Origin of the sequence: Alkaliphilus metalliredigens QYMF, from assembly GCF_000016985.1 — a bacterium.
GTDB classification, from domain to species: domain Bacteria; phylum Bacillota; class Clostridia; order Peptostreptococcales; family Natronincolaceae; genus Alkaliphilus_A; species Alkaliphilus_A metalliredigens.
In genome coordinates this window covers 4,216,081-4,229,962 of the sequence record NC_009633.1, presented here as the reverse complement: position 1 = coordinate 4,229,962, position 13,882 = coordinate 4,216,081, and the positions used below count along the sequence as shown (strand labels likewise).

11 protein-coding genes are annotated in these 13,882 nt (G+C 38.5%); 9 read left to right on the top strand and 2 right to left on the bottom strand.

Annotated elements, in window-relative coordinates; translation table 11 throughout:
* Window positions 1–22: 22 nt before the first annotated feature.
* Entirely contained in the window at window positions 23–1,156 is a 1,134-nt protein-coding gene (locus AMET_RS20270) for a murein hydrolase activator EnvC family protein (protein WP_012065158.1), read from the top strand.
* Between the two features lie 261 nt (window positions 1,157–1,417).
* Window positions 1,418–2,635, top strand: a complete 1,218-nt coding sequence (locus AMET_RS20265; RefSeq protein ID WP_012065157.1) for a S41 family peptidase — start codon at window positions 1,418–1,420, stop codon at window positions 2,633–2,635.
* A gap of 209 nt (window positions 2,636–2,844) precedes the next feature.
* On the opposite strand, the gene AMET_RS26010 is transcribed toward AMET_RS20265, so the two are convergent.
* A complete protein-coding gene (locus AMET_RS26010; RefSeq protein ID WP_198135369.1) occupies window positions 2,845–3,129 on the bottom strand; it encodes a hypothetical protein in 285 nt (94 codons plus the stop codon).
* Window positions 3,130–3,351: 222 nt separating this feature from the next.
* On the opposite strand from AMET_RS26010, the gene uvrB reads away from it, so the two are divergent.
* Together uvrB and uvrA are read left to right on the top strand one after the other, a co-directional pair.
* Complete coding sequence (uvrB, locus tag AMET_RS20260) at window positions 3,352–5,346, top strand: excinuclease ABC subunit UvrB (protein ID WP_012065156.1); 1,995 nt, start codon at window positions 3,352–3,354, stop codon at window positions 5,344–5,346.
* A gap of 2 nt (window positions 5,347–5,348) precedes the next feature.
* Complete coding sequence (gene uvrA / locus AMET_RS20255; RefSeq protein WP_012065155.1) at window positions 5,349–8,186, top strand: excinuclease ABC subunit UvrA; 2,838 nt, start codon at window positions 5,349–5,351, stop codon at window positions 8,184–8,186.
* A 44-nt stretch (window positions 8,187–8,230) separates the two neighbouring features.
* Here uvrA and AMET_RS20250 read toward each other — a convergent pair whose 3' ends face one another.
* Window positions 8,231–8,782 carry a copper amine oxidase N-terminal domain-containing protein gene (locus AMET_RS20250; RefSeq protein WP_012065154.1) on the bottom strand — a complete coding sequence of 184 codons (552 nt, stop codon included), beginning with the start codon at window positions 8,780–8,782 and terminating at the stop codon, window positions 8,231–8,233.
* A gap of 242 nt (window positions 8,783–9,024) precedes the next feature.
* On the opposite strand from AMET_RS20250, the gene uvrC reads away from it, so the two are divergent.
* The 5 genes from uvrC to AMET_RS20225 all read left to right on the top strand — a co-directional run bounded on the left by uvrC (window position 9,025) and on the right by AMET_RS20225 (window position 13,828).
* A complete protein-coding gene (gene uvrC / locus AMET_RS20245) occupies window positions 9,025–10,893 on the top strand; it encodes an excinuclease ABC subunit UvrC (RefSeq protein ID WP_012065153.1) in 1,869 nt (622 codons plus the stop codon).
* A 10-nt stretch (window positions 10,894–10,903) separates the two neighbouring features.
* Window positions 10,904–11,107, top strand: coding sequence for a PspC domain-containing protein (locus tag AMET_RS20240; RefSeq protein ID WP_012065152.1), 204 nt, complete (start codon window positions 10,904–10,906; stop codon window positions 11,105–11,107).
* A gap of 14 nt (window positions 11,108–11,121) precedes the next feature.
* Window positions 11,122–12,051: an HPr(Ser) kinase/phosphatase gene (gene hprK, locus AMET_RS20235; protein WP_012065151.1), complete on the top strand. Its 930-nt coding sequence runs from the start codon at window positions 11,122–11,124 to the stop codon at window positions 12,049–12,051.
* A 16-nt stretch (window positions 12,052–12,067) separates the two neighbouring features.
* On the top strand, window positions 12,068–13,018 hold the full coding sequence (locus AMET_RS20230; protein ID WP_012065150.1) for an ROK family protein: 951 nt from the start codon (window positions 12,068–12,070) through the stop codon (window positions 13,016–13,018).
* Window positions 13,019–13,321: 303 nt separating this feature from the next.
* Window positions 13,322–13,828, top strand: coding sequence for an L-2-amino-thiazoline-4-carboxylic acid hydrolase (locus tag AMET_RS20225; RefSeq protein WP_012065149.1), 507 nt, complete (start codon window positions 13,322–13,324; stop codon window positions 13,826–13,828).
* The last annotated feature ends 54 nt before the right edge of the window (window positions 13,829–13,882 follow it).

The following is a 13,882-nucleotide window of genomic DNA, read 5'->3' as shown; positions in this document are numbered from 1 at the left end:
TCAGTTAGGGGGGAATATAATTGTGACCAAGAAAAATCAAGTAGCTTGTGGGATTGTGGTATTGTTACTGAGTGTAACAACACTACCTACATTTGCAAACAATGTTAATGAGATAACTGATCAGTTAGGGTCAGTTCGTGATCAAACGAATCAGACAAAAAAAGCAATTCAAGAAAATGACAAAGAACAGCAGGGCATTAGAGCACAAATTGAGGCATTAGAAACGGAAATTCAAAAGACCGAAAATGAAATTGAAACGTTGCAGACGAATATCGGTCAGACGGAAGGTCAAATTACCAAAACAACAGAGGAATTAGTTGAGGCAGAAGGAGAAATTCAAGGCAAGAATGACACATTAGAAGCTCGAATAAAAGTGATGTACAAAAGTGGTCCTATTGGTTATGCTGAAGTATTATTGAGCTCTACAAGTGTGACAGAACTACTGACTAATTTAGATATGGTTAAAAAGATTGTCAATCACGATGTGGATTTATTAAAATATTTACAAGAGCAAAAGGAATTAATTGAAGATAAGAAGGTTCAGCTGGAAAACCAGAGGAGCCAACTAATTGTTTTGAAAAATGATGTTGAAAATCGAAGAAGTACCTTGCAGGTGAGTCGTGGAAATCAACAACGATTACAGCAAGAACTGGCCCAAGATAGGGTGTTACTAGCTAAAGAAGTAGATGCATTAGAAAAACAGGCAAGAGAGTATGAGGCTGAAATTAGAAAGTTACAATCCAGTGGTGAATTCGTTGGAGGTGTTATGAAGTGGCCAGTACCAGGGCGTACGCGGATTTCATCAGCCTATGGTAATCGCATTCACCCAATTTTAAGAACACAACGATTCCATTCTGGGATTGATATTCCTGCTCCCACAGGCACGGATATCATTGCTGCAGGTAATGGAAGGGTTATTTTAGCTGGAGACCAAGGTGGATATGGGAGAACAGTTATGATTGATCATGGTGGTAGTATCGTGACCCTATATGCCCATAACTCTAGACTAGTGGTTTCAGTAGGGGATCAAGTGACGACGGGGCAAGTGATTGCTAAAGCCGGAAGCACAGGTATGTCTACAGGTCCCCATTTACATTTTGAGGTTCGTGAAAATGGGAAATATGTAGATCCAATGCCTTATGTACGAGGAAGATAACCTGAAATAATCTAAAAAAGCTAAAGGACAAGCCTTTAGCTTTTTTTTAATCCTATTGCGAAGTTTTGAAAACTTTTACCTTCTAAGGTATAATGAGAGTAATTAATCAGTAGAATATTAAAACGGAAGGATAGATATCCAACTAAATGCTGACTATCTATCGGTTTGTATCAACATAAAGGCATCCTAAAGAAAATAACGAGTCATTAAACTACTGATTGACTGGTTATTTTCTTGGAGATATCTAAAGGGGAGGAAATCATGATCAGTAAAAAGAAAGCATTAATTGGCGTAGTAATCATTGTTATCCTGACAACCATTTTGAACCTAACCTTAGGCAATATGATTGCTTTAAAAATGGGGCAGAAGGTGGTGGTGACAAGGGATACATACGAGTTTTATCAAACGATTAAAAATGAATATGGTAAAATGTTCGCATTGAAAGACTTCTTAGAAACCAATTATTATAGAGAAATAGAGCCTGAACATTTAGTAGAAGGGGCTATTAAAGGAATGTTTGAAGGAATTGGAGACCCCTATACTAATTATTTGTCTCAAAGAGAATTTGAGGATTTAATGACTCGAACCCAAGGAACCTATGGTGGAATTGGTGTCATTGTTACCCCCGGTGATGATGGAATGGTCACGGTTGTTTCACCCATCGAAGATACCCCTGGTGAAAGGGCTGGGTTAAGGACAGGAGATAAAATCATGTCTGTTAATGGAGAGCCTATTTCTGGAGACCGCCTGGATAAAGCAGTTGAGATGATGAAGGGAGAGCCCGGAACTGAGGTAAGACTCTCCATATGGCGTGAAGGATTGACGGAGGCCATGGACGTCAGGATCCAAAGAGAAGAGATACGACTACAAACAGTGAGATCTGAAATTGTAGAGGGTAATATTGGATACGTAAGAATTTCCATGTTCGATGAGAAAACAGCCAATGACTTTAAAACCCAAGTAGATCAGCTGCAACAAGAAAATATAGAAGGATTAATCTTGGACTTGAGAAATAATCCCGGTGGTCTACTAAGTCAATGTGTTGAGATTGCAGATTATTTACTGGGTGAACAAGTGATCGTTTATACAGAGGATCGTCAAGGAAATCGAGAGGTGGAGCGATCCGATAGAAGAGAAGTTGCATTACCCATGGTTGTCCTTGTCAATGAAGGAAGTGCCAGTGCTTCGGAGATTTTAGCAGGAGCAATTAAAGATGGTGAGCGTGGTACCATTGTGGGCACAACAACCTTTGGTAAGGGATTAGTCCAACAGGTGAAACCACTTGATGATGGAACAGGATTTAAATTTACTGTATCAGAATACTTTACACCTAATGGTACAAACATTCATGGAACTGGTATTGAACCTGATGTGATTGTTGAGAGACCTGAGGGAATAGAAGGGGAGCCTGTCACGGAAGCAGACGAAGATCCACAGTTGGAAAAATCCATTGAAGTGATTAAAAGTAAGATGAATTAGTGAATAAAAAGAAATGAACACAAAAAATCCTCTTAAATGAGGATTTTTTGATGTCTAGGAAATTATGCTTTTAAATTTCCTAGACATGGGGAGTGCAGAGGGGTATTCCCCTCTGTCGGTTTAGGAGGGTGCTCAGGTCGTAAGACCGTCGAAGGGAACCTAGGGTTCCCTAGCGAAAACAAATATTGACGAAGTCAATTTTGTTCCATTTAAGGCTCATCATCCCATGAATCGAACTCATCATCATCATCATCGTCATCCATGGGGCTGATCTCCAGAGCCAGTTGATTGGGAATGGGTGTTAAAACATAATAAGCGGCGTATGATCTGTAGGAAAAACCACAGTATCCACAAACAAAGTTGTCATAGTATAGGTGTTCATGGGTTTCAATTGAATGATTGTGACAGTAAGGACATTTAGGGTATATATAATAACAAATAAAAAGAATATAAGTGAAAGTAGAAATTGACATCAAGATCAAGATGAATAGCATATGGCTCGCCCTCACATTTGTTTGTAATAGTATATGTGATTCTTACAAAAACTGACCATGATTTTTAAACAGAGTTGACAGTGAGAAAAGGAAAGATTATAATAATATAACGAACTAATGTTCGGAACGTCCTAAAAATTAACAACTGAAAAAGCAGATAGAGTAAAAGTGATTATGGTATAATAAAGTTTATGAAAATAAGAGAATTGAGAGGTTTTGCGTATGAATGGATTTGAAATTCAATCAGACTATCAACCCACGGGAGATCAACCAAAGGCCATTGAAGCATTAAGCCAAGGAATTAAAGAAGGCCTTAGGGATCAAGTACTGCTAGGTGTAACGGGATCAGGAAAAACCTTTACAATGGCCAATATTATCCAAGATGTACAAAAACCAACATTAATTATTGCTCATAATAAAACCCTGGCAGCACAGCTCTGTAGTGAGTTTAAAGAGTTTTTCCCAAATAATGCAGTAGAGTATTTTGTGAGTTATTATGATTATTATCAACCAGAGGCCTATGTCGTTCAAAGTGACACCTATATTGAGAAAGATGCTTCCATTAATGATGAAATAGACAAGCTGAGGCATTCTGCTACTTCAGCCCTTTTAGAACGACGGGATGTCATTATTGTGGCCAGTGTGTCCTGTATATATGGATTAGGAGATCCTGCTGAATATAAGAAATTAGTTGTGTCCTTAAGAACTGGGATGACTAAAGATAGGGACCAGGTGTTACGACAGCTAGTTGATATACAATACTTGCGAAATGATATTAATTTTATTAGGGGAACTTTTCGTGTCAGGGGAGATATCGTAGAAATATTTCCTGCCTCTTCTTCGGAGAATGCAATCCGAGTGGAGTTTTTTGGTGATGAAATTGATAGGATTACAGAAATTAATTCACTAACGGGAGAAATAGTGGGACTCAGAAACCATATATCAATCTTTCCGGCATCTCATTATGCCACCAGTGCAGATAAGATTGAAAATGCCATTGAAAGTATTGAGCAAGAGCTCATAGAGCAGGTAGCCTTTTTTAAACAAGAAGAAAAGTTGATTGAAGCCCAGCGAATTCAACAGCGAACCATGTATGATATTGAGATGCTAAGAGAAGTGGGTTTCTGTCAAGGGATTGAAAACTACTCAAGACAGTTAACCGGTAGAAAAGCAGGGAGTAGGCCCTTTACACTGATCGACTATTTTCCAGATGACTACTTAATTATTGTGGATGAGTCCCATGCCACAATTCCACAGGTAGGGGGAATGTATGCAGGGGACCGCTCACGGAAGGAATCATTGATTAATCATGGATTTAGACTTCCTTCGGCTCTAGACAATAGACCACTGAATTTCAAGGAATTTGAAAAGCTTGTGAATCAAATTCTATATGTCAGTGCCACACCAGGTCCTTACGAATTAGAAAGAAATCAAAGAATTGAAGAGCAAATCATTCGGCCAACAGGTCTTTTAGATCCCGTGGTAGAAGTGAGACCCATAGAGGGGCAAATTGACAATTTAGTAGGAGAAATACACAAACGAATCGAAAAAAAACAGCGGGTATTGGTGACGACATTAACTAAAAAGATGTCTGAGGATTTAACTAACTATTTAAAGGAAATTGATATTAAGGTGAGATACCTACATTCAGATATTCTGACCATGGAAAGAATGGAAATCATTCGAGATTTAAGACTGGGGGTATTTGATGTATTGGTGGGAATCAATCTACTCAGAGAAGGCCTAGATTTACCTGAGGTCTCTTTGGTAGCTATTTTAGATGCCGATAAGGAAGGCTTTCTGCGTTCTGCAACTGCATTGATCCAAACAACGGGACGGGCCGCAAGAAATGTAGAAGGCCGGGTGATTATGTATGCCAATCGGATCACCAAATCCATGCAGAAGGCAATTGATGAAACGGAACGACGTAGATTAATTCAAATAGAATACAATGACAAACATCAAATCACACCAAAGACCATTGTGAAAAAGGTAAGAAATGTAATTGAAGCCACAAAGGTAGCTGAAGAGAAAGAGAAATATGGCTTGAATAAAGAGATAGAAGCATTAACCCCAGAAGAAGTAGAAGAGTTGATTCAAAGACTCCAAATAGAAATGATGCAGGCGGCTGACGAATTACAGTTTGAGCGAGCTGCTGAACTAAGAGATCAAGTGAAAAAATTGAAGAAAGTGTACTTTAACGAAGAAGAGGTGTAGATGTGGCAAGAGATAAAATTATTATAAGAGGTGCAAAGGAACATAATCTAAAAAATATTGATATAGAAATTCCAAGGGAAAAGTTTGTGGTCATGACAGGTTTATCGGGTTCAGGAAAGTCATCCTTAGCCTTCGATACCATTTATGCAGAAGGACAGAGAAGATATATTGAAAGTCTATCCTCCTATGCTAGACAATTTTTAGGACAGATGGAAAAGCCCGATGTCGAGTATATTGAGGGACTTTCTCCAGCGATTTCAATCGACCAAAAGACAACAAGTAAAAACCCTAGATCAACTGTAGGAACCGTAACAGAGATCTACGACTATTTACGACTTCTATTTGCAAGAGTTGGAACGCCCCATTGTCCAGTTTGCCATGTTGAGATTAGTCAGATGACAGTGCAGCAAATTGTTGACAAGGTAATGGAATTAGAGGAAAGAACAAAAATTCAGATTCTTGCTCCTATCGTAAGAGGGAAAAAAGGGACCCATCAGAAAACCCTAGAGCAAATTAAAAAAGATGGATTCGTGAGAGTTCGAATTAATGGTGAAGTACGAGAAATTTATGAAGAGATTGAATTAGAAAAAAATAAGAAACACAGTATTGAGGTTGTGGTAGATAGAATTTTAGTGAAACCTGAATCCCAGCAACGTATTGCAGATTCTGTTGAAACTGTACTGAAACTCAGTGAGGGGCTGGTAATTATCGACGTGATTGATCAAGAGGAGTTACTCTTCTCCACTAAATTTGCTTGTCCAGAGCACGGTATTGGAGTGGAGGATTTATCACCAAGGATGTTTTCCTTTAATAGTCCCTTTGGCGCCTGCACAGAGTGTAATGGAATTGGGCATATGAAGGAAGTTGATCCTGACTTGGTGATTCCCAATAAAAAATTGACCCTCCGCCAAGGGGCCATTGCACCATGGTGGACATCCGGTGGAACAAACGACAACACATATTATTTCAAAATGATTGAAAACCTAGCTGAACAATACGGAACCAATGTGGATACTCCAGTAGATGAACTACCACAAGAAATGGTACAGGATATATTGTATGGCTCTAGCAAAAAGGTATACTTCGAATATGATTCTAAGTATGGAGGCGTGAGAAATTATTCTGGAATATTTGAAGGAGTTCTCACGAATCTAACCAGACGATACAAAGAAACAAACTCTGAGTATATGCGTGAAAAAATAGAAGAATATATGGCAGAGCACTCCTGTAAAAGCTGTAAAGGAGCCAGGTTAAAGGACGAGGTTCTTGCGGTAACCCTAGGCGACAAAAATATTAATGATGTCACACAACTGGCCATAAAGGAATGCAAGGCATTCTTTGATCAGCTTCAACTAGATGAACGAAAGACATTTATAGGCAAGCAAGTATTGAAAGAAATTCAAAGTAGGTTAAACTTTTTAATTGATGTGGGACTAGACTACTTGAGTTTGTCAAGAAGTTCGGGAACATTGTCAGGAGGAGAATCTCAGCGTATTCGCTTGGCCACTCAAATAGGCGCAAGTCTAGTGGGTGTACTATACATTTTAGATGAGCCTAGTATTGGATTACACCAAAGAGATAATAATCGTTTGTTGAAAACATTGAGGAATTTAACTGATATTGGGAATACAGTTATTGTGGTGGAACATGATGAAGATACCATGTTTGCCGCAGATCATGTAATTGATATTGGTCCAGGAGCAGGGATCCATGGTGGTGAAGTAGTTGCGCAGGGTGACATTAATGACATCATAAAGGAGCCACGATCCATTACAGGACAATATTTAAGTGGGAAAAAGTTTATTGAAGTGCCTAGGGAACGCAGAACACCAAATGGCAAGTGGGTTACCGTAAAAGGCGCCAAGGAAAATAATCTAAAAAACATTAATGCCAAGTTTCCATTAGGTCTATTTACTTGTGTGACAGGGGTATCAGGATCGGGAAAAAGTACCCTGGTAAATGAAATTCTTTATAAGAGCGTAGCACAGGAGTTAAATCGAGCTAAGGACAAACCAGGAGCCCATAAGAGTATTGAGGGGCTAGAATATATTGATAAAGTAATTGAAATTGATCAAGGTCCAATTGGAAGAACACCAAGATCAAATCCAGCTACCTATACAGGTGTCTTTGATGACATCAGAGATGTATTTGCCCAAACACCTCAATCAAAAATGAGGGGGTATCTAAAGGGGAGATTTAGCTTTAACTTGAAGGGTGGCCGTTGTGAGGCTTGTAAAGGGGATGGAATCATTAAGATTGAGATGCATTTTCTACCTGACGTGTATGTGCCCTGTGAGATCTGTAAAGGGAAGCGGTACAATCGTGAGACTTTAGAAGTTAAGTATAAAGGTAAGACAATTTCAGAGGTTCTGGGTATGAATGTAGAGGAAGCAGTAGGATTTTTTGAAAACATACCCAAAATTCATAAGAAGTTACAAACCCTATATGATGTAGGATTAAGCTATATTAAGTTAGGCCAACCTTCAACCCAGCTTTCGGGTGGAGAAGCACAACGGATTAAATTATCTTCGGAATTAAGCAAACGAAGCACAGGAAAGACTTTATATATCCTAGATGAGCCCACAACAGGTTTGCATATTGCCGACATTCACCGATTGATTGGTGTGCTTCAACGACTAGCGGAAGGCGGTAACACCATTTTAGTCATTGAGCATAACTTAGATGTCATCAAAACCGCTGACCACATTATAGACTTAGGACCTGAAGGGGGTAAAGGTGGTGGCGAAATCATCGCCCAAGGAACCCCAGAGGAAATCAGCGAAAATGCGAAATCCTATACAGGCCATTATTTAAAGAAGGCCTTATCATCTAACCATTAAAAAAAAGGTAGCATTGCTACCTTTTTTGTATGAAGAGATACATATCAATCAACAATGATCCCTCGAACAAGATTCTCTGCAGTTAAAACCATCCCCACAACATCTCCTACCTTGACATCAGAAAAGGCGATATTCCATTGATGATCATTGCGTTGCAGGATGATAATGGCATCTTCCTCTACTAAAAGACCCTCAAATACTTCTCTGCTGTGATGATCTAAGTGCTGTACAATGTCAATGGAACGATTTTCATAGTCGATATGACGAACCTCTCCATAGACAAAGGCCTCTCCATTTAAAGGGTCGGTCTCTGGAATCTGTGTGAAGGCTGTGTCCTTGGATAGAATGGCGGTTTGGGTATTTTCATCCCAATCAACATCGTAACCCAGGGATTCGCTTAAAGCCCGTAGGGGCATATAGAGTCTACCCTCATAGAGAAAAGGTGATTCTTCTAAAGAGAGCAAATCCTTGTGATGTTGTACCTTAAAGTCACCAAAATAGACTTGTATGCTTTGATGATGAGTGCTGGCAAAAACAATAAAACTGCTTAAAAAGAGTAAATAAAGCACAAGTAAAGTTGTGGGTATTTTTTTCATAATCATTCCTCCTAGTAGGATATTTTTTCCATTTATTATTTTAATTGTCTCCGAAGAACCCAGTAAATATACATAGACAAGTGAACTTACGAAACTTGTTCATGAATCAGATCATGCCATGCCACCTAGGTAAACCACTAAAAGTGGAGGTCGTGTATCTTGAAAAGAAAATCACGATACATTGATAACAGTAGGCACAAAGTGATAAAATAGATAATAGGAAAAGAAACAGGAGGCGGAAAATGTTTGACATAAAGGAACAACTAAAGCTATTACCAGATAAGCCTGGGGTTTATTTAATGAAGAATAAAGCCAATGAGATTATCTATGTAGGAAAGGCCATTTCCTTAAAAAATCGAGTAAGGCAATACTTCCAGTCTTCTAATAACCAGCATCCTAAGGTAAGAGCCATGGTAACTCATATTAATTTTTTCGAATATATTGTAACGGACTCGGAGTTAGAAGCCTTAATATTAGAGTGTAATTTAATTAAAGAAAATCGACCTAAATACAATGTACTGCTTAGAGATGATAAAACATATCCTTATATCAAGGTGACCATGAATGAAACATTTCCAAGGGTATTAAAAACCCGTAAGGTGCTAAAGGATAAAGCAAAATATTTTGGTCCATATACCAATATCAGTGCACTAAATGAAACACTAGAAGTGATCCATCAAATGTATCCCATTAGAGTATGTGGTAAAAACATAGAAAAAATGATTGAAAGACAAGAACGACCGTGTCTAAACTATCATATTCGAAAATGTATCGGCCCTTGTACCGGGATGGTGAATGATGAGACATATCAGCAGATGATTCATGAGATTATTCTCTTTTTAGGTGGTAAAGAAGATGAATTGATTAAAAAGATCGAAGAGAAGATGAAGAGAGCAGCTGAAAAAATGGATTTTGAAGGAGCGGCACACTACAGAGATCAAAGGCAAGCACTTCTAGATATTATAGAAAGACAAAAAGTGGTTTCTGTTAATGACATTGATCAAGATATTATTGCAATGGCAAAGGGAGAACAAGAAAGCTGTGTTCAGGTATTCTTTGTACGTGGGGGGAAATTAGTACAACGTGAGCATTATATACTCACCACTAGGGAAGACGAAGATGAGAAAGAAATCCTCTCGGCATTTATTAAGCAATTTTATGGAGAAACCAATTTCATTCCTAAAGAAGTGCTAGTGGAGCGGGAAGTTGAAGATCAAGAATTGATGGCCCAATGGCTTACCAACAAAAGAGGCAATCATGTCAAGGTTAGAGCGCCACTGAGGGGCGAAAAGAAATCCATGATTCAATTGGTTAAAAGAAATGCTGCCCTTACCATGGGACAACGGGAAGAGACCCAAAGAAAGAGTAAAGAAAAAACAGAGGGTGCCATGGTGGTGCTACAAGAAGCACTGGGTTTAGCGGATGCCATTCACAGGGTAGAAGCCTTTGATATATCCAATACCCAAGGTATGGAATCAGTGGGATCAATGGTGGTTTTTGAAGGGGGGAAACCTAAAAATAAAGATTACAGAAGGTTTAAGATTAAAACAATACAGGGAGCTAATGATTATGGTAGTATAGAGGAGATTATTTATAGACGATATAAAAGAGGCGTCGATGAAACAAAGGCAATGATTGAAAATACAATGACAGTGCAGGAGGGAAAATTTTCGCTTTTTCCAGACTTGATCATGGTAGATGGGGGATTAGGTCAGGTAACTAGTGTGAAAAAAGGATTGGCTGCATTAGGAATTTTAATTCCTGTTTGTGGTATGGTCAAAGATGAACGTCATCGAACCAGAGGATTGGTTTATGAAGGAAAAGAAATACCCATTGAAAGACCTTCCCACCTTTTACGATTTATTACCCAAGTTCAGGATGAGGTCCATCGATTTGCAATCACATATCATCGAAGCTTGAGAACAAAAAGTATACTTCATTCAGTACTAGAGGACATTCCGGGGATAGGAGAAAAAAGAAGAAAATCCCTGATGAAACACTTTGAAAGTATTGATAAAATGAAGCAAGCAACAATTGAGGAACTAATTGAAGTAGAGGGACTCAATCGAAAGGTAGCAGAAAATATGTATCACTTTTTTAGAAAGCAATAAGGAGGAGAGTATGATGAAAAAGAAACTGTATCTATCCCATGTAGATAAGAAAATATCAGGTGTTTGTGGAGGTATTGCTGAGTATTTTGATGTTGACCCAACCGTTGTTAGATTAGGATGGGTGATATTAACCATATTTTCAGCTGGATTTCCGGGAATTATTGCTTATGTTATCGCTAGCTGGGTGATGCCCAGTCAAATTCAAAGGTATTAAAGAAGGGAGAACAAATGAAATCAATTACAGTAGAAAAACTAATGAAGGATTTAAACATGGAGGAGCTAAATAGTATAGAAGCAACAGCCCTCTTGATTTCAACCACAGACTTAAATCGACCAGGTATGCAGCTAGCAGGATTCTTCGATTATTTTGCCTATGAGCGTATTCAAATTATAGGAAAGGTTGAGCACCGTTACCTGGAAACATTGGACACAAAAACAAGGAAGGAACGATTGGACCGAATGATGTCCTATGACATTCCTTGTTTAATCATTAGTAGAGGCTTAGAGGTGCCAGAGGAGCTGTTATGTACTGCCAACAAATATCAGCGTAAAATCTTACGAAGTCATAAAAACACAACAAAGCTAATTAGTAAGGTAATCAACTATTTAGAGGATACATTGGCGCCTACGATTACCCTCCACGGTGTTTTGATGGATATTTATGGTGTAGGCGTGCTCATCACAGGAAAAAGTGGAATCGGAAAGAGTGAAACCGCCGTAGAGTTGATTAAACGAGGTCACCTACTTGTTGCTGATGATGCAGTGGAAATTAAGCGGATTGGGCACGAAGTCTTGCAGGGATGTGCACCGGAGATTATTCGTCACATGATTGAAGTGAGAGGAATTGGAATTTTAGATGTTAAGAGTCTTTTTGGAGTGGGTGCCATTAAAATCAAAACAGATATTGATCTGATCATTGATTTAGAGGAGTGGGATTCCACCAAAAGCTATGACAGATTAGGATTAGATGACAACCATAGGGAAATATTAGGGATGAAGATAGATGAGGTAACCATACCCATTAAGCCTGCACGAAACATCGCACTGATTATTGAAGTGGCAGCGAGAAATCATAGGCAAAAGAAAATGGGTTATCATGCAGCTCAGGAATTTAATGATAGGCTAATGAAATCACTAGAAGAAAAATCACAACAATGAAGGGGAGACAGGTCGGATGAAGTACATCGGGATTGATTTGGGAGGAACGTCTATTAAGGCGGGCTTAGTCAATGAAGTAGGAGAAATTTTAAAACGTTGCAGTGAACCAACTCCCGTAAAGGAAGGCTACCGGGCGGTTGTGCAAGTGATGGTAGAGATGATTGACCAATTGATTAAACAAGAAGGAATTTCTAAGGAAGAGATTAACTGTATAGGAGTCGGCATTCCCGGTGTATGTAACAAAGAAGGCTTCGTCTATTATGCCACTAATTTGTTTTGGGAAAATATTCCTCTAGCAGAGGCTCTACAAGAAAAGACGGGTCTTTCTGTTTATGTGGAAAATGATGCAACGGTGGCAGCCATGGGAGAATCAGTGAAGGGCGCATTAACTGGGGTAAAGAATGCAATATTTTTGACATTAGGAACTGGTGTTGGCGGTGGCTTGGTGATTAATAACCAAGTGTACAGTGGTAATCATGGAATCGGTAGTGAACTAGGACATATGGTGATAGGTGAAAACTTTTATGATTGTAATTGTGGAAATAATGGATGCTTAGAAACATTTGCTTCGGCCACTGCCTTAACTAAATATACGCAAAAACTAATTAAAGAAGGTAAAGAAAGCATGCTAATAGAGAAAACACAAGGGGAGATTGAAGCAATAACGGCTAAACTGATTTTTGAATGTGCTTACCATGGTGATGCTGTATCCATACAAGCAATTGAGCGACTCGTTAAATACTTGTCCATTGGAATTGCTAATTTGATTAATATACTAGCACCTGAAGTCATTGCAATTGGTGGCGGGGTATCACAAGCAGGAGATTATTTATTAGATAAGCTCAATAAAACCATTCCCCAGTATGTTTGGTGCAATCATGTACCTCATGCTAAGATTGTACTGGCAGAGTTGAAAAATGATGCTGGAATAATTGGTAGTGCTATGTTTGCAAGAGCAAGAGACTGAAGGTAACAAAATGACCCCCTGTACCATTTCAAAGTGAAATGGTACAGGGGGTCATTTTGTGTAGAAGAAAGTGATACAGTGATACAGTGATCCATTGGAAAGTAAGCGTAGAGTAAAATGAAGTTTAAATATTCAGAAAAATATTGACATTTGAAATTATCAGTTATATAATTATCAGAAATATCAGATGATACTATTAGTATCAAAATGATACAGGGTTACTTAGATGAATGAATTTTCAATGGTTTTTATTGTGTCATTTGTGTCAATGGCTCTACGATAAATATTAAGGGGGAAATAATAATGACAAAGATTAATAACAATCCTACAATTACTAATGATGAGAAAGTATTAGCCGTAAGAGGTGCAATTGAGCACAGAGCAACTTGGATGAGTCTAATGATAGATGAGGCTGAAAAAGCTGGCCAAGATTGGGAGAGTATGGCTAGAAAAGCAATCAAAAGATGTGGCTGTTTTCATGGTAATGGAATATCTGAAAAACTCAAGGATAAGTCTGATATCAAAGAGTTCACTGAACTGTTCTTAAGTGATTTGGTGAAGAAACTTTTTGAAATGGACATTGTTGAGTTAACCGAGGATAAGCTTGCAGTCGAGTTTCATTACTGTCCATTGGTCAGTGCATGGCAAAAGCAAGGTGAGAGTGATGAAAAGATGGAAATACTTTGTGATATAGCTATGGACGGAGACCGTGGTATTGGGGAGAGTTCGGACCATTTTGAATTCGAATTAGGTAAGACCATAGCCCAAGGAAATTCTGTGTGTGAAGTCTTTTTCCACAAGAAAAAATAATGACGTCTATTTAGTTCACTTTAGCTTAGGCTAAAGAACATATAAATAAAGTTA

Bases quoted from the DNA above. Each gene is read 5' to 3' on its own strand.
- AMET_RS20265 (WP_012065157.1), top strand. From the start codon at position 1,418: ATGATCAGTAAAAAGAAAGCATTAATTGGCGTAGTAATCATTGTTATC.
- AMET_RS26010 (WP_198135369.1), bottom strand. From the start codon at position 3,129: ATGCTATTCATCTTGATCTTGATGTCAATTTCTACTTTCACTTATATT.
- uvrB (WP_012065156.1), top strand. From the start codon at position 3,352: ATGAATGGATTTGAAATTCAATCAGACTATCAACCCACGGGAGATCAA.
- AMET_RS20250 (WP_012065154.1), bottom strand. From the start codon at position 8,782: ATGAAAAAAATACCCACAACTTTACTTGTGCTTTATTTACTCTTTTTA.
- uvrC (WP_012065153.1), top strand. From the start codon at position 9,025: ATGTTTGACATAAAGGAACAACTAAAGCTATTACCAGATAAGCCTGGG.
- AMET_RS20240 (WP_012065152.1), top strand. From the start codon at position 10,904: ATGATGAAAAAGAAACTGTATCTATCCCATGTAGATAAGAAAATATCA.
- hprK (WP_012065151.1), top strand. From the start codon at position 11,122: ATGAAATCAATTACAGTAGAAAAACTAATGAAGGATTTAAACATGGAG.
- AMET_RS20230 (WP_012065150.1), top strand. From the start codon at position 12,068: ATGAAGTACATCGGGATTGATTTGGGAGGAACGTCTATTAAGGCGGGC.
- AMET_RS20225 (WP_012065149.1), top strand. From the start codon at position 13,322: ATGACAAAGATTAATAACAATCCTACAATTACTAATGATGAGAAAGTA.